Origin of the sequence: Paenibacillus sp. CCS19 (assembly GCF_033239625.1) — a bacterium.
GTDB lineage: Bacteria > Bacillota > Bacilli > Paenibacillales > Paenibacillaceae > Paenibacillus_T.
The window spans coordinates 25,635-50,262 of sequence record NZ_BTCK01000041.1 but is presented as its reverse complement, the minus strand read 5'-3'; the positions used below and the strand labels follow the sequence as shown (position 1 = coordinate 50,262).

20 protein-coding genes are annotated in these 24,628 nt (G+C 51.8%); 14 read left to right on the top strand and 6 right to left on the bottom strand.

The genetic code is table 11. The features are described 5' to 3' along the window. Nucleotides 1-143 precede the first annotated feature (143 nt). The 6 genes from SBI19_RS23035 (at nucleotide 144) to ptsP (ending at nucleotide 7,135) form a co-directional block, all read left to right on the top strand. Entirely contained in the window at nucleotides 144-710 is a 567-nt protein-coding gene (locus tag SBI19_RS23035; RefSeq protein ID WP_317971875.1) for a shikimate kinase, read from the top strand. A gap of 22 nt (nucleotides 711-732) precedes the next feature. Next, a complete protein-coding gene (gene aroA / locus SBI19_RS23030) occupies nucleotides 733-2,025 on the top strand; it encodes a 3-phosphoshikimate 1-carboxyvinyltransferase (RefSeq protein ID WP_317971874.1) in 1,293 nt (430 codons plus the stop codon). 97 nt (nucleotides 2,026-2,122) lie between these two features. Further along, nucleotides 2,123-2,554 carry a CoA-binding protein gene (locus SBI19_RS23025; protein ID WP_317971873.1) on the top strand — a complete coding sequence of 144 codons (432 nt, stop codon included), beginning with the start codon at nucleotides 2,123-2,125 and terminating at the stop codon, nucleotides 2,552-2,554. 124 nt (nucleotides 2,555-2,678) lie between these two features. After that, a complete protein-coding gene (locus SBI19_RS23020; RefSeq protein WP_317971872.1) occupies nucleotides 2,679-3,284 on the top strand; it encodes a hypothetical protein in 606 nt (201 codons plus the stop codon). A 238-nt stretch (nucleotides 3,285-3,522) separates the two neighbouring features. Beyond that, the gene (locus tag SBI19_RS23015) at nucleotides 3,523-5,412 is read left to right on the top strand and encodes a glucose PTS transporter subunit IIA (RefSeq protein WP_317971871.1); all 1,890 of its coding nucleotides are present in this window, start codon (nucleotides 3,523-3,525) and stop codon (nucleotides 5,410-5,412) included. After that, the gene (ptsP, locus tag SBI19_RS23010; RefSeq protein WP_317971870.1) at nucleotides 5,405-7,135 is read left to right on the top strand and encodes a phosphoenolpyruvate--protein phosphotransferase; all 1,731 of its coding nucleotides are present in this window, start codon (nucleotides 5,405-5,407) and stop codon (nucleotides 7,133-7,135) included. The genes SBI19_RS23015 and ptsP overlap by 8 nt, the downstream gene beginning before the upstream one ends. Nucleotides 7,136-7,201: 66 nt before the next feature. Here the strand turns inward: ptsP and SBI19_RS23005 are convergent, their stop codons facing one another. Continuing rightward, on the bottom strand, nucleotides 7,202-7,735 hold the full coding sequence (locus SBI19_RS23005) for a type 1 glutamine amidotransferase domain-containing protein (protein WP_317971869.1): 534 nt from the start codon (nucleotides 7,733-7,735) through the stop codon (nucleotides 7,202-7,204). Between the two features lie 80 nt (nucleotides 7,736-7,815). On the opposite strand from SBI19_RS23005, the gene SBI19_RS23000 reads away from it, so the two are divergent. The 4 genes from SBI19_RS23000 to ccpA all read left to right on the top strand — a co-directional run bounded on the left by SBI19_RS23000 (nucleotide 7,816) and on the right by ccpA (nucleotide 10,259). Next, a complete protein-coding gene (locus SBI19_RS23000) occupies nucleotides 7,816-8,232 on the top strand; it encodes a VanZ family protein (protein ID WP_317971868.1) in 417 nt (138 codons plus the stop codon). Between the two features lie 136 nt (nucleotides 8,233-8,368). Further along, nucleotides 8,369-8,773: a hypothetical protein gene (locus SBI19_RS22995; protein WP_317971867.1), complete on the top strand. Its 405-nt coding sequence runs from the start codon at nucleotides 8,369-8,371 to the stop codon at nucleotides 8,771-8,773. Between the two features lie 59 nt (nucleotides 8,774-8,832). Beyond that, nucleotides 8,833-9,186, top strand: coding sequence for a bacillithiol system redox-active protein YtxJ (gene ytxJ, locus SBI19_RS22990; protein WP_317971866.1), 354 nt, complete (start codon nucleotides 8,833-8,835; stop codon nucleotides 9,184-9,186). 65 nt (nucleotides 9,187-9,251) lie between these two features. Continuing rightward, nucleotides 9,252-10,259 (top strand): catabolite control protein A, encoded by a 1,008-nt coding sequence (gene ccpA, locus SBI19_RS22985; protein WP_317971865.1) that lies wholly within the window; start codon nucleotides 9,252-9,254, stop codon nucleotides 10,257-10,259. Nucleotides 10,260-10,633: 374 nt separating this feature from the next. Here ccpA and SBI19_RS22980 read toward each other — a convergent pair whose 3' ends face one another. Further along, nucleotides 10,634-11,818, bottom strand: a complete 1,185-nt coding sequence (locus SBI19_RS22980; protein ID WP_317971864.1) for an acetoin utilization protein AcuC — start codon at nucleotides 11,816-11,818, stop codon at nucleotides 10,634-10,636. Nucleotides 11,819-12,007: 189 nt separating this feature from the next. Next, nucleotides 12,008-12,640, bottom strand: coding sequence for a GNAT family N-acetyltransferase (locus tag SBI19_RS22975; RefSeq protein WP_317971863.1), 633 nt, complete (start codon nucleotides 12,638-12,640; stop codon nucleotides 12,008-12,010). Between the two features lie 268 nt (nucleotides 12,641-12,908). Between SBI19_RS22975 and acsA the strand changes: the two genes are divergently transcribed. After that, nucleotides 12,909-14,630 (top strand): acetate--CoA ligase, encoded by a 1,722-nt coding sequence (gene acsA, locus SBI19_RS22970; protein WP_317971862.1) that lies wholly within the window; start codon nucleotides 12,909-12,911, stop codon nucleotides 14,628-14,630. Between the two features lie 60 nt (nucleotides 14,631-14,690). On the opposite strand, the gene SBI19_RS22965 is transcribed toward acsA, so the two are convergent. Both SBI19_RS22965 and SBI19_RS22960 read right to left on the bottom strand, forming a co-directional pair. Then, nucleotides 14,691-17,831 (bottom strand): transglycosylase domain-containing protein, encoded by a 3,141-nt coding sequence (locus SBI19_RS22965; RefSeq protein ID WP_317971861.1) that lies wholly within the window; start codon nucleotides 17,829-17,831, stop codon nucleotides 14,691-14,693. Nucleotides 17,832-18,013: 182 nt separating this feature from the next. Further along, nucleotides 18,014-19,372: a TrkH family potassium uptake protein gene (locus SBI19_RS22960; protein WP_317971860.1), complete on the bottom strand. Its 1,359-nt coding sequence runs from the start codon at nucleotides 19,370-19,372 to the stop codon at nucleotides 18,014-18,016. 440 nt (nucleotides 19,373-19,812) lie between these two features. On the opposite strand from SBI19_RS22960, the gene yidC reads away from it, so the two are divergent. Next, entirely contained in the window at nucleotides 19,813-20,658 is an 846-nt protein-coding gene (gene yidC / locus SBI19_RS22955; RefSeq protein WP_317971859.1) for a membrane protein insertase YidC, read from the top strand. A gap of 88 nt (nucleotides 20,659-20,746) precedes the next feature. Here yidC and rpsD read toward each other — a convergent pair whose 3' ends face one another. Then, nucleotides 20,747-21,349 carry a 30S ribosomal protein S4 gene (gene rpsD / locus SBI19_RS22950; protein ID WP_317971858.1) on the bottom strand — a complete coding sequence of 201 codons (603 nt, stop codon included), beginning with the start codon at nucleotides 21,347-21,349 and terminating at the stop codon, nucleotides 20,747-20,749. Between the two features lie 395 nt (nucleotides 21,350-21,744). On the opposite strand from rpsD, the gene SBI19_RS22945 reads away from it, so the two are divergent. Continuing rightward, nucleotides 21,745-23,661 carry a sensor domain-containing diguanylate cyclase gene (locus tag SBI19_RS22945; RefSeq protein WP_317971857.1) on the top strand — a complete coding sequence of 639 codons (1,917 nt, stop codon included), beginning with the start codon at nucleotides 21,745-21,747 and terminating at the stop codon, nucleotides 23,659-23,661. Between the two features lie 94 nt (nucleotides 23,662-23,755). Next, nucleotides 23,756-24,628: a hypothetical protein gene (locus SBI19_RS22940; RefSeq protein ID WP_317971856.1), complete on the top strand. Its 873-nt coding sequence runs from the start codon at nucleotides 23,756-23,758 to the stop codon at nucleotides 24,626-24,628.

The following is a 24,628-nucleotide window of genomic DNA, read 5'->3' as shown; positions in this document are numbered from 1 at the left end:
CCCCTTCCACTTCATATGTACTACTATCATCTCTACGGCAAAAGAAAGATTTTTATACCCGGCTTTACGGAAAAAATGGTATGATAAGGCCGTATGCGCTTACGTAGAAAGCAATTTGCTTACAGCTTTTAGGGGGATTATAGATGAGTGGACAACCCAATCCACAATCGGCTGCACCAAGCACAGCAGGTACGTCGGGCAAGATCGTCCTTGTAGGTTTCATGGGGACAGGCAAGTCGACGGTGTCGCGGCTGCTTGCGGAGCGGCTTGGCTGGCAGCGCATCGATTCGGATGAAGAGATCGAACGTCGGTCAGGCAAGACGATACCCGAACTGTTCGCCGAAGGTGGAGAAGACTATTTCCGCGATGTAGAGACTGCTGCTCTACAGGCGCTTATGGCATTAGAACAATCAGCTGTTATAGCGACTGGCGGCGGCGCCGTATTGCGCGAGATTAATCGGGCTTGCATGCTGGATAACGCATTTGTTGTTGCGCTCAAGGCAGATGAAGCGCATATTATCGCGCGCGTGGGCAATGATCCTTCCAGACCGCTGCTGCAAGGCGATGCGGCCGCTAACGTACGGCGTTTGCTTGATGCACGCAGAACCGCGTACGATTTTGCCACACTGTCCATCGATACAACCGGTTTAACGCCTGACGATGTGTGCAGCGCAATTATTGAACAGTGGACTGCAGCTTGTACTACATAATATAAAAGGAGATTCGACGAATATGGATGTTATCGTAACCCCAACACCTAAGCTTCAAGGTGATATTCAAGCACTCTCTTCCAAGAACTATACGACGCGCTACTTGCTTGTAGCAGCGCTTGCGGATGGCACGAGCACCGTGTACTACCCGGCACATAGCGAAGACAGCGATGCAATGCGCCGCTGCATTCGCGATCTTGGCGCAACGATCGAAGAAGACGATGAGAAAATCGTCATTACCGGTTTCGGCAGCCGTCCGAGCAGCGTGAAAGAGCTGAACGTAGGAAACGCTGGCGCGGTACTTCGTTTCCTGATGGCTATCGCATCCCTGAGCCCTGAGATTACGTTCGTGAACACGTATCCGGATTCGCTCGGCAAACGTCCGCATGATGACCTGATCGATTCGCTGAAACAGCTTGGCGCAGAGATCGATCACCGTGAAGGCAAGCTGCCGATTACGATCCGCGGCGGCAACCTGAAGGGCGGCAAAATTACGGTATCCGGCAACATCAGCTCGCAGTTCCTGAGCGCACTGCTGTTCCTGACGCCGTTGCTCGAAGAAGACAGCGAGATCGAAGTGCTGCATGATCTGAAGTCGAAAATCGTTATCGGTCAGACGCTCGAAGTCATTGAGCAAGCCGGCATCGTCATTCATGCAAGTGAAGATCTGATGCATTACCGCATTCCAGGCCGTCAGAAGTATGCTGCGAAGACGTATCGCGTGCAAGGCGACTATCCAGGTTCGGCTGCAGTGCTTGCAGCTGCAGCTGTGACGGAATCAGACGTTACACTGCGCGGTCTCGAAGAGAAGAGCAAGCAGGGCGAGCGCGCCATCGTTGACGTGCTTCGCATGATGGATGTGCCTCTGACGCACGAAGACGCGGTTGTTCGCGTACAAGGCAATAAGAAGCTGAAAGCGGTAGAGTTCGACGGCGACGTTGCGACAGACGCAGTACTCGCGATGGTAGCAGCCGCTGTATTCGCTGAAGGCACTTCCCGTTTCTATAACGTTGAGAATCTTCGTTACAAAGAGTGCGACCGTATTACCGATTACTTGAACGAGCTTCGCAAAGCAGGCGCGAACGTAGAAGAGCGTCAGGCTGAAATTATCGTACATGGTCGTCCTGAAGGCGTTGAAGGCGGCGTTGAAATCGACGCTCATTACGATCACCGCGTCATTATGGCGCTTACGATCGTTGGTCTGCGTTCGCAGAAGCCGCTTCGCATCAAGGATGCGCATCATGTTGCGAAGTCGTATCCGATCTACTTCGATCACTTGAAGGCGCTTGGCGCGCAAGTAGAGTGGGTAGAGTAATTTACGGTTAATTCGGATATATTCCTTTAGTGCAGTTGTCGTTGATTTTGGTATTGGTTAGGTTCGTATATGAATAGGCTGGGAGGCTTGTATCCGTATGGCATATGCACATCCTTCAAGAGAGCAGCTGAAAGAGCTTCTGGAGCGGTCGAATACGATCGCTGTTGTTGGTCTGTCCGACAAGCCGGATCGTACGTCGTACATGGTAGCCGAAGCGATGCAAGCGAAGGGTTATCGGATTATTCCGGTCAACCCGAACGCGGAGACGATACTTGGCGAGCAATGTTATGCATCGTTAGCCGACATTCCGGAGCCCGTCGATATCGTTAACGTTTTTCGCCGCAGCGAGCATACGCCGCCTGTAGCCGAGGATGCTGTTGCAATCGGCGCCAAGGCGTTGTGGCTGCAGCTTGGAATTGCCAATGAAGAAGCGGCTGCGATCGCCCAAGAGGGCGGCCTGTTCTTCGTGATGGACCGCTGTATCAAGGTGGAAGACTCCATTCTGCTGCCGCAAGGAAAATCCAAATAATGGCGTGATATTATTCGATGTCTCTTGCCACAATAAGACAGGTTTCCGAGTGGGATAATGGCTAAAGCCACATCGCCTCAATGGAGCCTCACTTATGCAAGCAACTCAAGGAGGAGACAAAAGAATGTATCCATTCAACCAGCAAGGCTCCCAGTTTCAGTCCAACAGCCAGCAGCAACCGTTCCAATCCGGCGGCCATTATGTGCAATCCCATTACCAAGGCCAATTAAGCCAGCCAAGCTTCGGACAACCGGGTGTTATTCCTTCGGGTTATCAATCGAACTCACATTTTAACCAAGGGAATTATTCTTCGTTTGGCGGCAATCAACAGTACCAGCAATACACGCCGGCAAGCCAGTCGCTTGGTCCGGTAATCTCGCGCGTGGGATGGCAGGCTGGTCCTGACTTGCATCAACAGCACCAACCGCAGCAATCGCACAGCTATGTACAACAATCTAGCGTGGGCAATCAATATGCTGCAGGTCCTGTCATCAGCCGTTACGGTTATCAAGCTGGTCCGGATAACAGAGGCCCTGTGAATCAAGTGTTTAACCAACAATCCAATCAGGGCTACTTCCAACCGCAGCATTTTGGGGCATCCCACATCCATACAGGCTTCACTGCACAAAGTCATACAGGGCAGCATCCGGTATATGAGTCGACGAACGCATACCAGCAAGCAGGCCCTGTCATTTCGCACTTTGGCGGATATGAGTCGAATCAACATTAAGGGTTGAATGAAGTAGTGACAAGGCTGTTTTCGGCGTAAATGCTGGAAACAGCCTTACCTTTCGTGCATCTCTTTGACAAAATGCGCAGCAGCGCTTACGATTTTACTAAAAACCAAAGAAGTATGTAAATTTTCATTTTATACTTTCGCTTGGATTTCTCCGGAATGAAACGCACTACGCCGTTAACAGGATGGCGAAACCCGTTTCACCTTGATAAACGAGAGGAGGCAGCAGCGAGTGAACATGCTCGGACGGCTGCAGCAGCTAGGCAGATCATTCATGCTGCCAATGATCGCTCTGCCTGCGGCATCCATATTTCTTAGCTTAAGCGTGCTGCCGTGGGACCGGATCCATCTGCCTCAGATGGCCGACTATTTGGCATTGGCCAGCCAAGCTATTTTTACATTCTTGCCATATATATTCGCCCTAGGCGTTGCAATGGGTATGTCTGGTAATGCAGGTACGGCTGGGATGGCAGCACTTGTTGCCATGTTCATTTATAGCGGAATTACGAGTAAAGGTAATCCCGATATCGAACCGACTGTTCTGATCGGCGCAATAATGGGTCTTGTATCAGGACTTAGCTTCGAGCGATTCAAAAATATTAAGCTGCCCGAATACATACAGTTTTTCGGTGGACCGCGATTTGTTCCGTTATTCGTTAGTGTGTTCGCAGTAATTTTCTCATCGATGATGGTTGGCGTGAGTGATGATATTCAGATCGGCTTAATTCATCTAGGCGAGATTGTTAATTCTGCTGGCGGCTTCGGCGTGTTCTTATATGGGTTTATCCATCGGATACTCGTCGTATTTGGCTTGCACCATCTGTTGAACCATGTTTTCTGGTTTCAGGTTGGTGGTTACACAACAGCGGATGGCAACGTTGCTTTCGGTGATTTGCCGCGTTTCTTCGCAGGCGATCCGACAGCGGGCGCTTATATGGCAGGTCTGTACCCAACGATGATGTTCGCGCTTCCTGCGATAGCGCTCGCGATCATTCAAGAGGCGCGCGAAGACTTGAAGCCGAAAATTCGCAAAACTTTTCTTACCGCTGCGCTCGCTTCATTCCTGACCGGTGTTACGGAACCGGTGGAATTCGCCTTCTTGTTCGTTGCGCCGTATTTGTTCGTCGTGCATGCGCTGTTGTCGGGCGTCATGATGTGGGTGACTTACGAGCTTGGCATTCGTCATGGCTTCTCGTTCTCCGCAGGCGCGATCGATTACGTGCTTAATGAACATCTGGCAACGCGCGGTTGGCTTATTATTCCGATTGGTCTTGTTTTCGGTATTTTCTACTATGTGTTATTCCGCTGGGCGATCAGACGGTTCCGCATTCCGACGCCTGGCCGGGAGGAAGGCTCGCAGCTCGATGAATGGGCAGGAGACATTCCTTACCGTGCTCCGCTTATTCTTGAAGCGATCGGCGGCAAAGAGAACATCGTTCAGATGGAAGCGTGCATCACCCGACTTCGCTTGAAGGTGTCCAATGAGAAGCAGCTGGATATTAACGCGCTGCGCAATCTTGGCGCTGCAGGCGTTATCCGACTGGGCGGCGGGCATGTACAGGTCGTATTCGGCACCTTCTCTGAACTGATCAAGGAAGAGATGAACAAGGTCATTCGCAACGGGCAATCGCAAGTGCTGTTCTGTTCGCCTATGCAGGGCCGTATGATGCCATTGGAGGATGTGCCCGATCCGATATTCGCTGGCAAGCTGGTTGGACAGGGCGTTGCGTTCATGCCAGATAAGGGGGAGCTTGTTTCGCCAGTGAAAGGTACCGTTCTCATGATATACCCAACGATGCATGCGATCGGCATTCGGTCCGAATCTGGGCTTGATGTGCTGCTGCATATTGGGATTGAGACTTCCAAGCTGACGGACAAAGGATATTTTCAAGCGGTTGTGCAGGAAGGCGAGACGGTTATGCCCGGACAACTGCTCATCCGCTTTGATCTGAATCGTGTGCGCAAGGCGAGCAAGTCGCTTGCGACACCGATGGTTATTACAAATTCCGATATGGTCAAAACATGGCGGTTCGCACCGTTCAAAGCGGTGAAGAAGGGCCAGGCTTCGATTATGTCGGTCGTCTTAACAGAGAGAGACGGTGGGGGGAGAAGCGATGATTAACGGAATTGGAGCATCGCCTGGAATAGCAATCGGCAAATCGTTCGTTCTACCCAACTGGGAATGGGAAATGACCGACCAGAAAATCGATGTCGCGGATCTAGCACGCGAATTCGATCGCCTATATGAAGGAATTCGTACTTCGAAGTTTGAGATCGAGCAGATGAAGGATGAGCTTCGCGAAGTCGTTGGACCTGCGGAGACGACGATTTTCGATGCGCATCTTGCGATTCTGGATGATCCAGCTTTCATGAATGAGATTCAAGGGATGATTCAGCGGCAGTACAAGGCGGCAGAGGTTGCGGTCAAAGAAGCGATCGACCACTTCGTCGCCATGTTCGATCTGCTCGATGATGAATATATGAAGGAGCGAGCGCTCGACATCAAGGATGTCGGCAATCGGCTGCTGAAGCATCTGCTCGGCGCACCGGAGATTACATTGCCGTCAGATACACAGCCGTTCATCCTTGTGGCGAAGGAGCTGTCGCCGTCGCAGCTGGCTCATCTGAACCCGCAGCACGTGCTTGGCATCGTAACGTTGTCTGGCAGTACGACGTCGCATTCCGCCATTATGGCTCGTGCACTGGGCATTCCGCTAGTTGTCGGTCTTGATATCGATGAGATGGAGGACGATCCTTTCCAGACGGGCGAAATGCTCGTAATCGACGGCTCGGAGGGCATTGTTATTCTTGATCCAACACCTGCTGAAGTGGACCGCTATGGCGAACTGCAGAAGCAGGAGCGAGAGGATCGTCAGCGGCTTCGCGGCTTTGCCAACGTGCAGCCGGTTACGCCGGATGGCAAGAAGCTTGAGCTTGCAGCCAATATCAGCTCATTGAAGGAGCTGGAGGTTGCGCTTAGCAGCGGTGCGCATGGCGTCGGACTGTTCCGTACCGAGTTTCTATATATGGACCGCCAGCGCTTCCCGCGTGAGGATGAGCAGTTCGATGTGTATCGCACCGTAGCGGAACGTCTTGACGGCAAACCGCTCATCATTCGAACGCTTGACGTTGGCGGCGATAAGCAGTTGGATTATTTCGAGCTGCCGGAGGAGGACAATCCATTCCTCGGTTATCGCGCGATCCGAATCAGCTTGGACCGGACCGATCTGTTCAAGACGCAGCTGCGTGCGATCGTACGGGCTAGTCACTACGGGCAGGTCAAAATCATGTATCCGTTAATCTCCTCTGTTGAGGAGGTGCGGGCTGCGAATCGTCTGTTGAAAGAGGTCATGCAGGAGCTGAGCGAGGAAGGCATTCCGTATGATAACGGACTGCAGACTGGCATTATGATTGAGCTGCCGGCGGCTGTACAGATTGCGGATCTGTTGGCGGAGGAGGTCGACTTCTTCAGCATTGGCACGAACGATCTCGTGCAGTTCACGCTCGCAGTGGATCGTATGAATGAGCAGATATCCTACATGTACGATCCGTTCCATCCTGCGATTTTGCGTATGCTGAGAATGACGGTTGAAGCGGCGAAGAGCAAAGGCATCAAGGTTGGGGTCTGCGGAGAGATGGCAAGCGACTTGAGTGCGCTGCCGATCTGGCTTGCGCTCGACGTTGACGAGCTTAGCATGTCAGGGCATGCCATTCTTGAGCTGAAGGAACGTTTGTTGCACACTTGTCAGGAGGAGAGCCGCGCGCTGTTCGCAGAGCTGCTGCGCTGCCGCACAAGCGCAGACATTCACGACAAGCTTAAAGCTTTCGACGCATCGGTGCTATAAGTTTGTTGTAACCAAAGAACAGCCGGCCTTCCAGCGTAAAGCAAGGAGGACCGGCTGCTGCTGTCTTTAACCTTTAGCGCGCGTACGAAGAGCTTCGACGAACGCTTGACCGTATTCCGGAAGATCCGGCGGTCTGCGAGCGGAGATGAGATTGCCGTCGACAACAACGGGCTCGTCGAACCACTGAGCACCTGCATTCTCCATATCGTCGCGAATGCCTGGGGTGGATGTCACTTTGCGGCCATTCAGTATTTTCGCAGAGACCAGCACCCAGCCAGCATGACAAATTTGCCCGATCGGCTTGTTTTGTTCGTTAAGCTCACGTACGAGCTCAAGCACTTTGGGGAAACGGCGAATTTTGTCCGGCGCCCAGCCGCCGGGAACAAGCAGGCCATCGATTGCTGCGCTGTCCAGCTCGTCATAGGACAAATCGGCTGTTGCAGGAACGCCGTATTTGCCGATATGGGTCTTTCCTTTGACAGGGCCGGCATACAACACCTTTGCGCCTTCCTCGCGCACGCGGTAAACCGGGTACCACAGTTCCAAATCTTCAAATTCGTCATCAAGCAGACAGATGACAGTCTGGTTATGTAGGCTCATTCTAGTGAACTCCTCTCCATTCATCCTGCGGGTAACGTTTATAGACGGATGAGCACTTCAATTGTATCGAAGGTGAAGCAATGAAGCAATCGCGGTTGCGGTTATTTCGACTGCTGCCGGCTATTCTGGTGATGGGTGCTATTTATTGGCTATCAGATCAGCCAAGCAGCGAGATGAATACAGTTTTTCTGCCATGGTTTCAGGAATTGTTCCCTGCGATGGAAGGCTTTGATTGGGGACATTACGTCGCATATTTCGTGTTAGCGTTGGCATTTGATTATTATGGCGGCGAGCGTTCAGATCGGGTGTCCGTTAAGATCATAATCGTTCTATTGTGCACGCTGTACGGGATAACGGATGAATACCATCAGCGGTTTATAGACGGACGTACGTCGGACTATCATGACCTTCTGCATGATGCGATAGGAGCATTCGCTGCCGTATCGCTGGTGGGCATTCCAGCTATTAGACGATGTTGGCGGCGTGTGGCGAACTAGCAAAACTTACAAGCGTTTATGAGAAGGATTTTATGTAACGAAAGTCGAATCAGTCTACGTTGCATTAAAGCGGCGTACTGCCCTTCCGGTGAAGGAGTGACTCTAGTTGCTAAAGACGTGTTCATGTGGTGAGACGATGCGAATGAAGCTTCGTACCGTCATTTATTCAGGCAAAGTGGAAATTGATAACGTTCCCGTGTATACTTGCAAGGCGTGCAGCCGCAGTGAGGTATATCCTGTGGTTAAGACGGATTTGACCGGTTTGATCGGTACGCTGGGCGCACAACCAGAGAAACAATCCTTTCGTTTCGATGATTGGAACGAATGGGCGAATTTATTAGTGGAAGCATTCAATGCTCACAAGAAGCAGCCGGATCCGGCTTTAGTCGATCGGCTCGCTGGGGAGCGAATCGATATGCTGCTTGATCTTTATTCGCTTGCCGAGAAATTCGGTGACAATGAATGGAAGAATGAAATTTCCAAGCGTTTGACACAGCTAAGTCATAAAGCCTCTATACATAGAAGCACCATCGCACCGTAAACACTAGTGTATAATCGTTAGGTTGAAGGATGGGAATGCTACTAATTGGGGGGAATGACATGTCCGACTATGATGTATTGTCCACCGTAGAGCAGTGGGAGACTGCAGCAGCAGTGACCGATAAGCCTCTCCTCATCTTCAAGCACAGCACGCGTTGTCCAATCAGCGCCGAAGCATTCCAGGCTTGGAGGAGGTGGGTGAGTGATCATCAGGACAGCGGCATTCGTCAAGCGCTCGTGCATGTTGTGGAACATCGCCCTGTCTCGAACGCCGTAGCAGAGCATACAAGAATTACGCATGCATCCCCGCAAGCGATTCTAATCGTGGATGGGAAGTCGGTTTGGAATACCTCGCACTGGCATATTACGTATGATTCGCTAGAGGAACATCTCCGTGAACATTGCGGAAAGTAAATTTTTGTCGTATCATTACGGTAAAATGATGTGCGATAAAATACGAAGCAATGGAGAGAAGGACCGTGACGGTAACCATTTATGATGTAGCAAGAGAAGCGGGCGTATCCATGGCCACAGTATCGCGGGTTGTGAATAATAACCCCAATGTGAAGCCGCAGACGCGCAAGAAAGTATACGAAGCGATCGAACGCCTTGGCTATCGACCGAACGCAGTTGCACGCGGCTTGGCCAGCAAGAAGACGACGACTGTCGGCGTAGTTATTCCCGACATTTCGAATGCGATCTTCGCTGAAGTTGCGCGCGGTATTGAAGATATTGCCAACATGTATCATTATAATATTATTTTGTGCAACGCCGATAAGCGCAAGGAGAAGGAAATTCGTGTTGTTAACACGCTGCTGGAGAAGCAGGTCGATGGCCTGTTGTTCATGGGCGGCGCTGTAACGGACGAGCATCTGCAAGCGTTTAAAACGGCGAACGTGCCAGTCGTGCTCTGCGCGACGACGGACGAGCATGGCGTCATTCCTTCTGTTGATATCAATCACGAGGAAGCTGCTTATGATGCTGTCCGTGCGCTTATTGCGAACGGCCACCGCCGCATCGCGATGATCAGCGGTACGCTGCAAGACCCGTCGAACGGCTATGCCCGTTTCCACGGCTATAAGCGCGCAATCGAAGAAGCAGGCATTACGTATGATGAGTCGCTCGTTCGCACGGGCAACTATCGCTACGAATCCGGCGTTGAAGCGGTCAAATATTTCTTGGAGCTCCCAGAGCGTCCAACTGCGGTATTCGCAGCTACGGATGAGATGGCGATCGGTGCTATTCACAGCATCCAAGATGCAGGCTTGAAAGTTCCTGAGAATATTTCGGTCATCAGCGTGGACAACAGCCGCATGGCATCGATGGTGCGTCCACAGTTGACGACGGTTGCACAGCCAATGTACGATATCGGCGCTGTATCGATGCGCCTTCTGACGAAACTCATGAAGAAGGAAGCAGTCGAGCAGGCGAAAGTTATTTTGCCACACGAAGTCATCACACGCAATTCGGTAGGCGGAGTAGTCTAACGAGTTATTAGGTTAAGAACAACAAAAGGACAACCCCATTTGGGGTTGTCCTTTTGTTGTTCTGAAGGTTATACGCCATACAAGTTGCGCAGCAACGCACAAGCTCGAACAAAAGTTGTGCCCCACAAGGGCACGCGGCTCCTAATACGGAGTAACTCAAACACGCCTCAGTCCTGCCACCACCCCAATCCGGGGTCCCGGGGCTCTCCAACCCCGGGGGTCCTCCCTAGCAGGGAGGATTTAGGTGGGTAGAAAATTTGGTTTTCAGGGCCCCGTCAGGGAAAAAATTATGTAATTAATGTTTTAGCTTTTGAAATAGGGGTCCAAGGGGCCAAGCCCCTTGAGTCCACCCTTGAGGGAGGATCATTGGCGGGTTACTTCTGTAGAACGCGATTACAAGTCAACTGATTCGCGGCTTGTATCGCTTCTCTGCGGGGCATAGGCGTCCATTGACGCAGGTCATCAAGCCAATCCTCGGGGAGGGCATCGATACCGCCGGCTTCATCAGCCCACGCTTTGCGCCAATCCTCAGACAACGTAACGGCTGAATCAGCTGATCCTTGAATATGGGCCAGAAGCGGATCGTCGGTCATCGCCAGCCAGACGAACGACCAGGCACGCGGCACGACTCGCCATTTGTCATAGCCGCCGCCTCCAAGCGCAACCCACTTGCCGTCTGTGTAACGGTCTGCAAGGTCGCGGATGATGAGCGGCATCTCCTTATAAATGCGCATGCTGCAATGCATGTGGGAGAGCGGATCGTACGCATGCGCATCACAGCCGTGTTGACTTACAATGAGGTCGGGCTTGAATAAGCGGGCGGCCTCTTCTATGGTAGTCCGGAAGCTTTCCATCCAGGAGTCGTCTTCCGTATAAGGCTCCAGAGGGACGTTCATGCAGGCGCCTATGCCGCTGTCCGTGCCTCTCTCATGCAGGAAGCCGGTGCCCGGGAACAGAAATTTGCCTGTCTCGTGGATGGAATAAGTAAAGACCGAAGCGTCATCGTAGAATACCCATTGGACGCCATCGCCATGGTGAACATCGGTATCGATATACAAAATGCGCAGATCATTGCGCGCCTGCACCTGTTTGATCGCGATTGCGGCATCGTTATAGACACAGAAGCCGGAGCCGCGATGCGGGAAGGCGTGATGCAGCCCGCCAGCCATGTGGAACGCGCGTGTGGCTTGTCCGCTCATGACTGCTTCGAGGGCGCAGATAGAACCTCCGGCGATTGCCGCGGCAGCATCGTGCATGCCCGCAAAATAAGGCGTGTCTTCGTCGGACAACCCATACCTCTCGGCAGCTGCTACCGCGTCTGTAGAAGGTGCTGGATCGCTTAATTGACGAACGGCTTGTACGTAGTCCGGCCGATGTACCGATAACAATGCTTCTTCGTCTGCCAGCTGCGGGATAATGATATCGTTACGTTCGAGCAGATTGCTTCGGACGAGCAGATCGATGGTGGACCGTAGTCGGGTCGGATCGAAGGGATGATGCTCATGAAACCGATAGTGTTCAGCGTCAGGATGATGGATGAATACGGCTTTCGCCGACATGGACGATCCTCCTTAAAAGCAATTTGCTAACTTCCTCGATATAACAGCCTGCAAGCAAATTGCTTGCTTCGAAAGCATACGCTTAGCAATTTGCTAACTTCCTCGATATAACAGCCTGCAAGCAAATTGCTTGCTTCGAAAGCGTACGCTTAGCAATTTGCTAACTTCCTCGAAGCTATATTCGTTGAATTAATACATAAACCGCTGACGGAAACGGACGCGATCAAATTGTTCGACCGACGACAGCGGCACATCGGGGCCGACGCGGACCATCAAGCAGTTGGCAGGATGGGAGCATATTTCCGGATCGTCTGTAGCGAACCATACCATTCCGATCGACTGCATGACGCGTTCCATCATCGCGCGGTACTCCCACACACTAAGCTTCATGCCTTCGAGGTCCCAGTGCCAATAATACTCGGTTGTATATACGATCATCTGATCCAGTTGGCCTTCTGCGAATGCGGTCTGAATCATTTGCTTGCCCACACCGCCGGAACGGTAGCTTGGAGCAACCTCAACAGCGCCTAACTCAATAAGATCGTCCATATTCGCGTCAGACCATCTCTCTAGTTCATCGGGATAGTGGAATGTCACATAGCCGACGATCGTGTCTTGGTCAATGCAGGCGATAATCCGGCCTTCCGGCAATTCAGCGATCTCAATCAATGCTTCCAGTTGTTCAGCCGGACGGCGGAAAGCGTGCAGCTGCTCGTGCATCCGCAATTGCCGCAGACGCTCCGGTGGAATCGGCCCTTCAATGACAAGCTCGCGGTCACGAATGAACAGAGTAAGCCGTTGATACACCTTCAAATGTTCCAACTGTTCACCTTCTTTTGTGTCATACGGAAATGAACTGCTTTTCTAGCATATTGATGGGTTGTTGCAAAAGGATATTGTTGTTGCTTCGTTACTCTATGGTATAATAACATACATGCTAATGAAAACGCATTCTTTAGATCCAGTTCAAGAAGTCCGCTTAGGATCTCGAGGCAACATGACAACTTTTTGAACATGATCTTCAATCATGGGCAATACGAATTCGATCTTCCAATTAGGAAGACCATAGTTTGATGGGAGGATGACATTCATGATCAACTTGCATCAAGAGCGCATACCAGCAACGACGAACCGTTCCAACATCGGTAATTACGAGACGGCACGCGAACAATTTGACTGGAGACAAATCGAGGAGCATTTTACTTGGCATACGACCGGCAAAGTGAACATGGCGTATGAAGCAATCGATCGTCATGTACAAGAGGGTAGAGGCAGCAAGGTAGCTTTGCATTACAGCGACGCTGCAAGAGATGAGAGCTGGACGTTCGAACAGCTCAGCCAGCACTCGAATCGGTTCGCGAATGTTTTGCGTAAGCAGGGCGTACAGAAGGGCGACCGCGTCTTTATTTTCATGCCGCGCACGCCTGAATTATATATTAGTCTGCTCGGCATTCTTAAGGTAGGGGCCGTAGTCGGACCGCTATTCGAAGCATTCATGGAGACGGCGGTGAAGGACCGCTTGCTCGACAGCGGAGCCAAAGCGATCGTAACGACGCCTTCGCTTCTCGGCCGCATTAAGCGTGATGAGCTGCCGGATTTGGAGAGCATCATCGTCTTCGGACAAGTTGAACCCGCAGAAGGCCTTATCAGCTATGAGCAGGAGATGAGCACCGCTTCTGACGAAGCAGAGATTGAATGGCTTGGCCGCGAAGATGGTCTCATTCTTCATTATACGTCGGGATCGACAGGCAAGCCGAAAGGCGTATTCCATGCTCAGAACGCGATGCTGCAGCATTATTATACGGGCAAGATCGTATTGGATCTTCGGGAAGACGATGTATATTGGTGTACAGCTGACCCAGGCTGGGTAACAGGTACATCCTATGGCGTGTTCGCGCCTTGGCTGAACGGCGCTACGAACGTCATTCGCGGCGGTCGGTTCAGTCCGCAGGATTGGTATGGTACGATACAGCGTTACGGCGTGACGGTATGGTACAGCGCGCCTACGGCGTTCCGTATGCTTATGGGCGCAGGCGAAGACGTTGTGAAAGGCTTTGATCTGTCGAGTCTGCGTCACGTCCTTAGCGTAGGCGAGCCGCTTAATCCAGAGGTTGTCCGTTGGGGCATGAAGGTGTACGGCCATCGCATTCATGATACGTGGTGGATGACGGAGACGGGCGGGCAACTCATCTGCAACTATCCGTCGATGGACATTAAACCTGGCTCGATGGGCAAGCCGATCCCAGGCGTTCGCGCTGCGATTATCGATGATCAAGGCAATGAGCTGCCGCCGTATCGAATGGGTAATCTCGCAATTGCGACGCCATGGCCGTCCATGATGCGCCGCATCTGGAATAATGATGCGAAGTATGAAGAATATTTCCGCATTCAAGGCTGGTACATTTCGGGAGATTCCGCTTATATGGATGAGGACGGCTACTTCTGGTTCCAAGGACGGATCGATGACGTGATCAATACGTCGGGCGAACGGGTAGGTCCTTTCGAAGTAGAGAGCAAGCTCGTTGAGCATCCCGCAGTTGCTGAAGCAGGTGTAATCGGCAAGCCGGATCCGCTTCGCGGGGAGATTATTAAGGCGTTTATCGCGCTTCGTGAAGGATTCACCCCGTCGGATGAACTGAAGGAAGAAATTGCGAAGTTCGTTAAAGTCGGTCTGTCGGCACATGCTGCGCCTCGTGAGATTGAGTTCAAGGATAAACTGCCGAAGACGCGCAGCGGCAAGATTATGCGCCGCGTTCTGAAGGCTTGGGAGCTGAACCTCCCAACAGGCGACCTTTCTACGATCGAGGACTAAATATAACCATAACAATTAAGGCTGAGCAGGTATCCAAACCTGCTCAGCCTTTGTTTGTTATTAAGGGTTGTACGAGAAGCTTGCCGCTTCTGCAGACTCACCGTGCTCGTTCACTGCACGAACTTGGTACGTACCCTTCGTGATAATCGAGATGTACTCGAATTTCGTGTCTCCTGTAGAGCCCAGCTTAACGTATTTGCCATTGCTATCGCCGCTGTAGTAGACCGTGTATTCCGATACTTGGTCGGAAACCGGATTCGCGTTCCACGTCAGCTTGACGCCTAGATCCGAAGCTTCAACCTTGAAACCCGTCGGAGCGGATGGGGAAGGGAGCGAACCTTCTCCGGTGCTGCTTCCATTGTCCCCTCCAGTGGAGCCGTCGCCTTGTCCGCCCGTAGTTTCGCCGAGTCCAAGATTCGGATCGATAATCTCGGTATCATCACCAGTGCCTGCTGGCTGCTGGTTAGGGTTAGCTCCGACGATGCGGCTAGGCGTTGATTCATGTCCCACGACGTCTACGGCAGTAATGTAGTAGCTGTATCCGCTGCCGCCTGTTGTATCCGTCTTGAACACGGTTTGCTCGCCGACTAGAATCGTCGTGCCAATCTGCTTGAATGGAGAAGTTGGCGAGTCGGCGCGATATAACCGGTAACCGACAACATCCGCTTCACGGTTCGGATTGAACGAGATGTTCGCTGACGTTGCGCTGACAACATTCAATCGAACATTGACTGGCGCGCTCGGTGCTGCTCCGTCATCTACGCGTGGATCGACAGTCGATGGTGCGTCGTTCTTCGCATCTTCCGGCATGAAGAACGAAAGCGGACGGCGTTGATCGGCTGGCAGCGCTTCTTGCGCCTTCTGGATTTCAGCCATCAGCTGATCGATCGGTTTCTCGCGTTTAACGACGACTTGCTGACGAACCATATCGAGCGGCGTTGCCTCATTCGGAATATAGTTGATTTTGTTGTATGGAATGTAAGCCATACTCACAAGCGCATCGTCTGCTTCTTTCGGCAAATACTTCTTGTTGAACCAGTCGGTCACAAGCTTGCCGGCTTGCTTGGTCAGATCCGTCGGAAGCTTGCCGCTGACGCTGGATACGGTTGCTCTTACAATGCCGTCTGGCTTCGACCATTCTTTCGTCGGGAACAGCTCCGGCCTTGCATCCGTTACGGCATTCATAATCATTGCCCAGATCGAGCGGGCACGCGTACGGCCGTCCTTGGATAAGGTGTGTATCGATTTCTCGTAACCGGCCCATACACCGAGCGAGATGTCCGGCGTGAAGCCCATGAACCAAACATCGCCGTAATCAGATGTAGAGCCCGTCTTGCCGGCCATCGGAATTTTGCCGTATTGCTTGAGTGTATTAGTCAGGGAATGTGCCGTACCGTTGGCATCGGAGATAACAGTACGCAGCATATCCGTCATCAGAAACGCAGTTTGTTCGGAATAAACGCGCTTCGGCTGAGCTTTATGCTCATAGACGATTTTACCCGTTGCATCGGTAATCTTCGAAATCATGTAAGCGTCATTGAACACGCCTTTATTCGGGATCGAACCGTATGCATTCGTCATTTCTTCAACGGTTACGCCTTTGCTTAAGCCGCCGATAACACCGGTTTGTGCATTATCATCTTCCGGTTGCAGCGTCGTGATGCCGAGTGAGCGGGCAAAGCTCCAAGCGTTCGGGATCGTAACCTTGTTCAAGAACAGCTTAAGCGCCGGCAAGTTCAAGGAGCGGTTGAGCGCTTCGCGAGCCGTCACGAGACCTAAGTAACGGTCGTTCGAGTTTTTCGGAATATGGAAGCCCTTCTGCCAGTCCTTCAAGATGATCGGCGAATCGTCCAGTACGCCTGCCGGTTGGATCAAACCTTTCTCCAGAGCTGGCAAGTACGCGGCGATTGGCTTCATCGTCGAGCCTGGCTGCCTTGTCATCTGCGTCGCGAAGTTCATCTGTTCTTCGTAGAAATCACGGCCTTCGAGCATGCCGAGAATCGCGCCTGACGTATGGTCGATCATAATGGCGGCGATCTGCTCGATGCCTTTCTCCTTACTGTCAGGAGCAAAGTTGTCAGGGTTCTCACCGATTTCGTGCATCAAGTTGTACACTTTCTTGTCAATCGTCGTGTAGACCCGATAGCCACCGCGCTGGAGCTGATCACGTGCATCCTCGATCAGCGTGGGATTCGCTGCGATTTCTTCCTTCGTTAACTCCGGATTCTCCTGCATGAGCAAAATTTGTGCAGCTTCCCGCTCAGCTTCAAGCATGAGATAAGGGAATGTCGAGTATGCTTTCTTCGCTGGCTTCGACATCGAAGCGCGAATATCGAATTGCATCGCTTCATCATATTGCTGTTGATTGATGCGGCCTTTGTTCAACATGTAGGTCAACACGTTATGCTGCCGTTCAATCGCCAGCTTCAGACCTTTCTCGTTCCATTCGCCTTTGCCCGTATAGGCGGTGTAAGCGGATGGGCGCTGCGGAAGACCCGCTAGATAAGCGGCTTGTGCGATATTCAGCTGATTGAGATCATTAATATTAAAAATGCCTTTAGCTGCAGCTTTGATACCGTACAGGTTATAACCGCTCGAGCTGTTGCCGAACGGAACTTTGTTCAAGTATGCCGTTAGAATTTCATCCTTCGTCAAGAAACGTTCCATCCGAATGGATAGGAAAATCTCTTTGACCTTTCGGCTGTCGGTCTTGTCCAAGCTTAGAAACATACGACGTGCAATTTGCTGTGTCAGCGTACTGCCGCCGGTTTGCGTTTCTTTATTAAGCACCTTCTGCAGCACGGCGCGTGCCGTGCCTTTCAGATCGATACCGAAGTGCTTATAGAAGTTGTTATCCTCGGTTGCAAGCACCGCGTCGATCACTTGCTGCGGAATATCTTTCGTTTCAACAACTCGCCGGTCTTCCTGCGTGCGAAGCTGTCCGACAGGCGTGACGTTATCGTTGAAATAGACGAACCCGGTCTCCGAGTTTTCTTCAAGCTTCTGCTCGATAAGAGCGCGCGGCCGTACGGGCTCGTCCTTGACGAGCGAGGCCACATAGCCTGCTGCAATGCCGCCTGCGAATAAACCGATCATTAAACCGAAAATAAACATCCACTTGAACGTGATCCAAACAACGAGTCCGAACACTCGCCATCTGCTATGTACCGCGGGTGATGATGGCTTCTGACCGTCTGTCATAAAAGCGAATTCCTCCTCTGATTAACAGAGTTATTATAGCATAATTAGAATTGCTTAGGCATCTATTCACGGGTTCAAATTACCAGTCGAAGCCGTCGCATTCATTGTTGTATTACACACCGCCTATAAACAAATAAACCGACCCGTCGAATCGGGTCGGTTTATTGTGGCTGGTTTGCGCTTTATCCAATCGTGATGCGACCTTCGGGATGCCTGAATTTCTCCTTCTCCGGCGTACTGGTCAGCGCGAACGCAAGCGTAACCGGACCCAGACGTCCAACGAACATGAGCAGCACGACGAACAGCTTGCCGAAGGTTGTCAGATTGCCGGATAAGCCGGCGGACATACCCGTTGTAGCGAATGCCGAGGTTACCTCGAACAATATGCTTAAGAAAGGCGCGCTTTCCGTCGCTGACAGCACCATGGTAGCGATGACGATCAAGAAGAATGACAGCAGTGTCAGCGTAATCGCCTTATGGATCCGATCCTGGTCAAGCCGATTGCGGAACAAGACGACGTCCTGGCGGCCTCGCGCCATCGTATAGACGGCGCCGACAAGGACAGCAAGCGTCGTTACTTTAATACCGCCGCCTGTCGAGCCTGGTGCAGCGCCGACGAACATAAGCAGTACGATCATGAATTGCGTAGCTTGACGCAAGGAGCCCGTGTCGAGCGTGCTGACGCCTGCCGATCTGGAGCTGACCGACTGCAGCATCGCACTGAACAGCTTGTGCACAAAATCCAGCGGTCCCATCGTATTCGGGTTCGTATATTCGAAGATCATGATGACGAGCGTACCGAAGACAATGAGCGCTGCAGATGTAAGGAGTACAACCTTCGAGTGGAGCGTCAGCTTGCGGTTGATGCGGTAAGTAATTAAGTCGGATATAACGATAAAGCCTAAACCGCCGAGAACGATGAGCAGCATCGATACGATATTGATAAGCGGATCTTCAACATAATGAATGAGACTCGAGGCGCGATCCGGGAACATGCCGAACAGATCGAAGCCCGCATTGTTGAAGATGGATACGCTGTGGAATACCCCGAAGTATATCGCTTGTCCAATGTGCATTTCTGCTAGAAAACGGGCTGAAAACAGAAGCGCGCCGCATCCTTCGATCACGAGCGAGTAGTAGATTACTTTTTTGATGAGCGGCACTATGCCTTCCAATGTCGATTGGTTCATCGCTTCCTGCAAAATGAGCCGTTCGCGGAACGAAATGCGTCTTCGCAGTACAATGGCGATAAGGCTCGCCATCGTCGTGAAGCCGAGGCCGCCAATCTGCACGAGCAGCAGTAAAACCACTTGACCGAAGTGGGTCAGATCGGTGCCGACATTAACGGTTGTCAGTCCCGTTACACAGGCAGCGGAGGTAGCCATGAATAATGCGTCTATGTAGGACATTGGATTACCTGTGTTGGCAGGGCCGGAAGCTAATAGAATAGTGCCTACGAGAATGATGACAATGAAGCCGTAAGTAAGCACCTGAGGCGGTGTTGGCCTAAACTTCTTCACTTTGCCTGCGAATTGCAGCATGAGGTCACATCTTTCGAAATTTAGTAATAATATCAAAACGAATCCAGCATAACCCTAATGCCGGAAACATGCAAGACGCTTGCAGTGTATATTGACGACAAGCTACAATAGAGAGAAAAATGCGGCGATGAAAGGAGGTGAACCCGGGTGTTTGAACTACAGGACATTATCCCGTATCTATTCTCGATCAGCGTGCTCTGTTCATTTGCTTATGTATATTTGTGGTGGACCGGCAGTGCGTCTTACGACCGTCATCCAAGCGTGCAGTTGGTGATGACCTTATCAGAACCTTCCACACCTCGTGTGAGAGAGTGGGCTAATCTGCGGCATGAGTTATGTCGCAAGGTCAAGCGCAAGGAAGCGCCGGATGATGATACTTCCAACTGTTCGTCCTCGATTGCAGACATCAGTTCTACAATACGAGGAGGAAAACTTACACAATGGCACACAGAACATTCGGGTTACCTATTTCGCGTCGATACGGCGTCGCTTTACTAATCATTATCCTTGCGCTTCTTAGCGGCTGCGGGGCGAACGGAACGATCGACGGCGATACGCCAGGCACATTCAATCACTATGTCGTGTATCCATTCTCCGAGCTTATCCAGCACCTAGCAGACTGGTTCGGCGGCAATTACGGCATTTCGATCATTGTGATGACGCTGCTGGTGCGTATCGTGCTCATGCCGCTCATGATCCGTCAACAGACTGGCCAGATGGCGATGCGGGAGAAAATGAAGGCCATGCAGCCAGAGCTTGCGCAGCTCAAGGAGAAGTATCAATCGAAGAAAGATCCGGAGTCGGCTCGCAAGCAGCAGCAGGAAACGATGCAGTTGTATGCCAAATACGGCGTGAACCCGCTGGCCATGGGCTGTCTGCCGCTCATCATTCAGCTGCCGATTCTGACGGGCTTGTATTACGCGATTCGTATGACGCCGGAGTTGAAAGAGCATTCGTTCCTCTGGTTTAAGCTGGGTGCGACCGATCCTATTATGCCGCTGGTGGCGGCAGCCGTTTACTTGGTTCAATCGATCATCATGCAGCGGATGTCTGGCTCAAGCGCAGAGAGCGGTCCGCAGAAGCAATTAGCGGGGCTTGTTTATTTGTCGCCGATTATGATGGGGCTGTTCTCCTTCTCGGCACCTGCAGCACTGCCGTTATATTGGGCGGTAGGCGGTGTGTTCATGATCGGCCAGTCATACTTGGCTCATTGGCTCTACGCCAGACGCAAAGCGAAGGGGAATGGGATCGTTCCGATCGCTGATGTGAAGAGCGCGAATAACTAATTGTAAGTTTGGTAAGCTTGCAAGGCCAAACAAAAAGCCCTTGGACATATGTCCAAGGGCTTTATTGTGCGGTTCGCAGTCGTTAAGATTAACGGCTGTAGAACTCGACGATTTGTTTTTCATCGATGTCTTGCGACAGTTCAGCGCGTTCTGGCAGGCGAAGGAATTTGCCTTCGAGTGCAGCTTCGTTGAGGTCGATGTAGTTAGGCACGTGAACGCGTGCTTCACGAGCTTCTTTGATCGATTTCAGGCTGCGGCTGCGCTCGCGCAGGCCGATTACGTCGCCGATCGATACCGTGTAGGAAGCGATGTCGACTTTTTTGCCGTTAACCGTTACGTGACCGTGTGCTACGAGCTGACGTGCGCCTGCACGGGAGTTCGCGAAGCCCAGACGGTAAACGAGGTTGTCCAGACGGCTCTCGAGCAGGAACATGAAGTTCTCACCGGAGATACCTTTAAGCTTCGAAGCGCGGTCGAACAGGTTGCGGAATTGCTTCTCGTTCAAGCCGTACATGTGGCGAAGCTTTTGTTTTTCTTGCAATTGCATGCCGTAGCCGCTGATTTTCTTGCGGAGGTTAGCACCGTGTTGACCTGGTGGGAATGGGCGTTTAGCGATTTCTTTGCCCGTACCGCTCAGGGAAATACCGAGGCGGCGGCTAAGTTTAAATTTAGGACCTGTATAACGTGACATATGTGTGTAACTCCTTCTTCAAATTGGGATTTTGAAAAGGGGGTTGCTGTTTCGCCGGAAACAATCTTCACTATCCCGAAGCAAGCTTCGATCAGATCTGACAAACATGTTCAGCCGCAGGCTTGTCAGCGATTGTTTCCTAAGGGTGACACAAAAAGCCCCGCCCAACAATCATTAATAAATTCTATAGGATTCAGCCCGCCATTGTCAAGCGCAGAACCTTGCATAAAACATTTCAATTATGTCCAACTTTTTGATTCAATAGACCTACTCGGATAGTGCATAATTCACAAATTTCAAGTATGATAGAAAGAGAGAGATTCACTAACATTCGGCGGTTCGGCTGCAACTTTTTACACTCCTGGTTTTTAGAGACGGAAGGGTGGTATGCTGCCATGAGAGACTATAGCAGCAACGCAGAAGCTTCAACGTCCGATCCTGCCAGAGCGCAGGAACTATGGTATGAGTTTGAAGATATTAACAGCAGCGATATTCCGTACCTGATTACGCTGCTTAATGATAGTTTTCATGATTGGATGGAAGAATCCAGCGGCTTGCCGCTTTTCAATCAGGCCGCGCTCTGTTTGCTAACGCCTGATCTGATGGTTGTCAGTCGAGCTGGCATCGTACAGGATGAGTCCGGTCAGTCTGCTGCGGCACGTCAAGCGTCCTATCTCTCATTCGTATCTCATCGGATAGAAATTGTAGAACAAGAGGGTTGGAAGGCTGTCGCAGTGCCCATCAAGCGGCGAACAGACAATAGCTTTCCGTTTGTCGTCATGACAGCGTCGGCAGCAGTTGTGGATGAAGGGATCGTCGCACAACTCCAGTCTGCATCCTTTCATATGCGCAATTGCTTCTATAGACGATTCGAGCGGATGTTCGTTAAAGATATATTGCGGGCTCAGCGTGAATCCGAGCAGGAAGCGCATAATCGCGCCTCTTGGTTCGCTGCTGCGAAACGGCTGTACGACGGCATCGATGTCGCTTCCGTTCTTTCGGAGATGATGAATAGTCTCAGCACGCTCTATCCCGAATCGCAAATCCGATTGTATTTGTCGCAGGATCATCTGGAAGGCGATCCTCGCGTATTGTCGCTGCAGTTCAATCACCCGACGGGCGATTTCGTCGCGAAGGCATTCCTTGAGGCAAAGCCGAATTTGCGTAAACGGGATCAAGGATTTGTTGATGTTGTCGTTCCGATGACGGGGAAGCAAGCGGTATACGGTGTTCTGCGTCTCGTATTGCCTGCTGCTCAGTGGAATCAGGCGGATTTCACGGCGCTGACGCTGCTGGCAGATACAGCGGGCAATGCTTTCGAGAATGCGAAGCTGTACGAGCAGTCGAACGTAATGATTGCCGAGCTGCGGCTTATTAACGAATTGACGAAGCGGTTGAATCAGTCGCTTAAGCTGAAGGATGTGTTCCATTACACGACAAGCGAGCTGATGCGCATCTATGAAGCGGACTGCTGCTGCTTGCTTAGCTATGATCCGGTACATCAGCAATTTGTCGTCATGTCCAGCAGCCTTCCATCGTTCGAGAACGAACATTTTTCAACCGAGTACGGGTTTACAGGTGTCGTCTACCGCTCACAGGAGCCCGTAATCATTTCGGATTATTGGGTTACCAATACGGTAGCATCGCGATGGATGGAGGAGACGGGGTCACGGTCGCTGATCGCGGCACCGATATTGGCAGGTTCGGAAGTTGCGGGCATCATCATGGTCGGTCATCGAATGCCGCATTATTTCTCGTACGACAACTATAAGCTGCTGCAAGTTCTGTCGAGTCATATCGGACTGGCGATGTCGAACGCATCATTGCATGCGGAGGTAAGACGGATGGTCATTACCGACCACCTAACCAATCTGAATGCCCGTCATTATTTGAACGATCGCATACAGCGCAAGCAGCGGACGGATCGCTGCGGATCGCTTATTCTCGTCGATATCGATAAGTTCAAGGAAGTGAACGATACGTTCGGGCATCAGGTCGGCGACCGAATTCTCGTTCAGGTGGCAGATGTTATCAAGTCCGCGATTAGAGGCACGGATACAGCTGCCAGATGGGGCGGAGAAGAACTCGCCGTATATTTGCCGGAAATTCGCAGGGAGCAGGCGTATCGGATCGCAGAACGGATTCGAATGAAGGTCGAGAGCGAGACAAGCCCTAAAGTAACGGTCTCATGCGGGCTGTCGGAATGGACTTTCGAAGATGATAAGGTAAGTGTAGAGGCGTTGTTCTACCGAGCCGATATGGCGTTGTATCAGGCGAAGCATCATGGCCGTAACTGTATATACGTTGGATAGGGGGGACACTGGCGGACACTCGCATAGTGTCCTTTTGTTATGGATACATTAGGCTTGATAGGCGCGGGCGTTTAAAGACATTGGAGGGGAAAGCATGATCAAGCAGAAGCGGACGATTCGAGCGAAAACTTGGCTGTTGACGCTGATGAGCATTTCGTTGTTCGGCGTGTCTGGCTGTGGAAGCGTAACGGATAACATGCCGGCTGATCGATTCCTTGCCTTGTCCATATCGGGACTCGCTGGCGTTGATCAATTCACCTTCACGGGACAAAGCGGCGTATTGCTCCCTGTAGGCGTCACAATCGGCTCGCTTACCTACAAAGGCGAAGTGACGGGGCACTCGGATATGAAGGTGCAAATGACCGGCAGCGGAGACGACAGAGGCGGAAGCGGCGGTATCGGGCTGCAATCGACAAGCGGCGAGTGGAGGCTGTTATCGCAGCGCGGGGCTGACCGATGGCTGCCTAGCGGCGGACAGGACGGTATAAGGCCTTTGTCGGTTAAGAAGGCAAATGAGGGAGTAGATGCAGGAACTGGGCTGTCTAACAGCCTGTGGGCAGGCCTGAATCCCTTAGAGAAGCTGGAACGTGTCCGAGACGCAGCGAAGAGCGTTGCATACGAGAAGGATGCTGCAATCCGATCGGGGCAGCGTGTCATCGTTATCGAACTGCAGCCGTCCGCTGCACGCGAGGAATGGACGAATCGTATGGAGCAGCAGTGGAGCGCGCTTATAGAGAATAAGGTGCAGAGCGCGACGCCAGAGCAGGCTGAGACGATCAAGCAGGCCAAGAAGCAGATGAACGATATGCTTCGTACGCTAACAGCGGAGACGCGGTACGAGGTGACGGCAGATCGGCGATCGATGCTGCCGTTGCGCGTCGTTGAGCACTCCAAGCTCAATTTCCAATCCGGCGGCCAAGCGCGCGAGGAGTCGTATACGGGCGAAGTGACATTCGGCGAATACTGA

Coding starts and splice junctions, on each gene's coding strand:
- SBI19_RS23035 (WP_317971875.1), top strand. CDS start 144: ATGAGTGGACAACCCAATCCACAATCGGCTGCACCAAGCACAGCAGGT.
- aroA (WP_317971874.1), top strand. CDS start 733: ATGGATGTTATCGTAACCCCAACACCTAAGCTTCAAGGTGATATTCAA.
- SBI19_RS23025 (WP_317971873.1), top strand. CDS start 2,123: ATGGCATATGCACATCCTTCAAGAGAGCAGCTGAAAGAGCTTCTGGAG.
- SBI19_RS23020 (WP_317971872.1), top strand. CDS start 2,679: ATGTATCCATTCAACCAGCAAGGCTCCCAGTTTCAGTCCAACAGCCAG.
- ptsP (WP_317971870.1), top strand. CDS start 5,405: ATGATTAACGGAATTGGAGCATCGCCTGGAATAGCAATCGGCAAATCG.
- SBI19_RS23005 (WP_317971869.1), bottom strand. CDS start 7,735: ATGAGCCTACATAACCAGACTGTCATCTGTCTGCTTGATGACGAATTT.
- SBI19_RS23000 (WP_317971868.1), top strand. CDS start 7,816: ATGAAGCAATCGCGGTTGCGGTTATTTCGACTGCTGCCGGCTATTCTG.
- SBI19_RS22995 (WP_317971867.1), top strand. CDS start 8,369: ATGCGAATGAAGCTTCGTACCGTCATTTATTCAGGCAAAGTGGAAATT.
- ytxJ (WP_317971866.1), top strand. CDS start 8,833: ATGTCCGACTATGATGTATTGTCCACCGTAGAGCAGTGGGAGACTGCA.
- SBI19_RS22980 (WP_317971864.1), bottom strand. CDS start 11,818: ATGTCGGCGAAAGCCGTATTCATCCATCATCCTGACGCTGAACACTAT.
- acsA (WP_317971862.1), top strand. CDS start 12,909: ATGATCAACTTGCATCAAGAGCGCATACCAGCAACGACGAACCGTTCC.
- SBI19_RS22965 (WP_317971861.1), bottom strand. CDS start 17,831: ATGACAGACGGTCAGAAGCCATCATCACCCGCGGTACATAGCAGATGG.
- SBI19_RS22960 (WP_317971860.1), bottom strand. CDS start 19,372: ATGCTGCAATTCGCAGGCAAAGTGAAGAAGTTTAGGCCAACACCGCCT.
- yidC (WP_317971859.1), top strand. CDS start 19,813: ATGGCACACAGAACATTCGGGTTACCTATTTCGCGTCGATACGGCGTC.
- rpsD (WP_317971858.1), bottom strand. CDS start 21,349: ATGTCACGTTATACAGGTCCTAAATTTAAACTTAGCCGCCGCCTCGGT.
- SBI19_RS22945 (WP_317971857.1), top strand. CDS start 21,745: ATGAGAGACTATAGCAGCAACGCAGAAGCTTCAACGTCCGATCCTGCC.
- SBI19_RS22940 (WP_317971856.1), top strand. CDS start 23,756: ATGATCAAGCAGAAGCGGACGATTCGAGCGAAAACTTGGCTGTTGACG.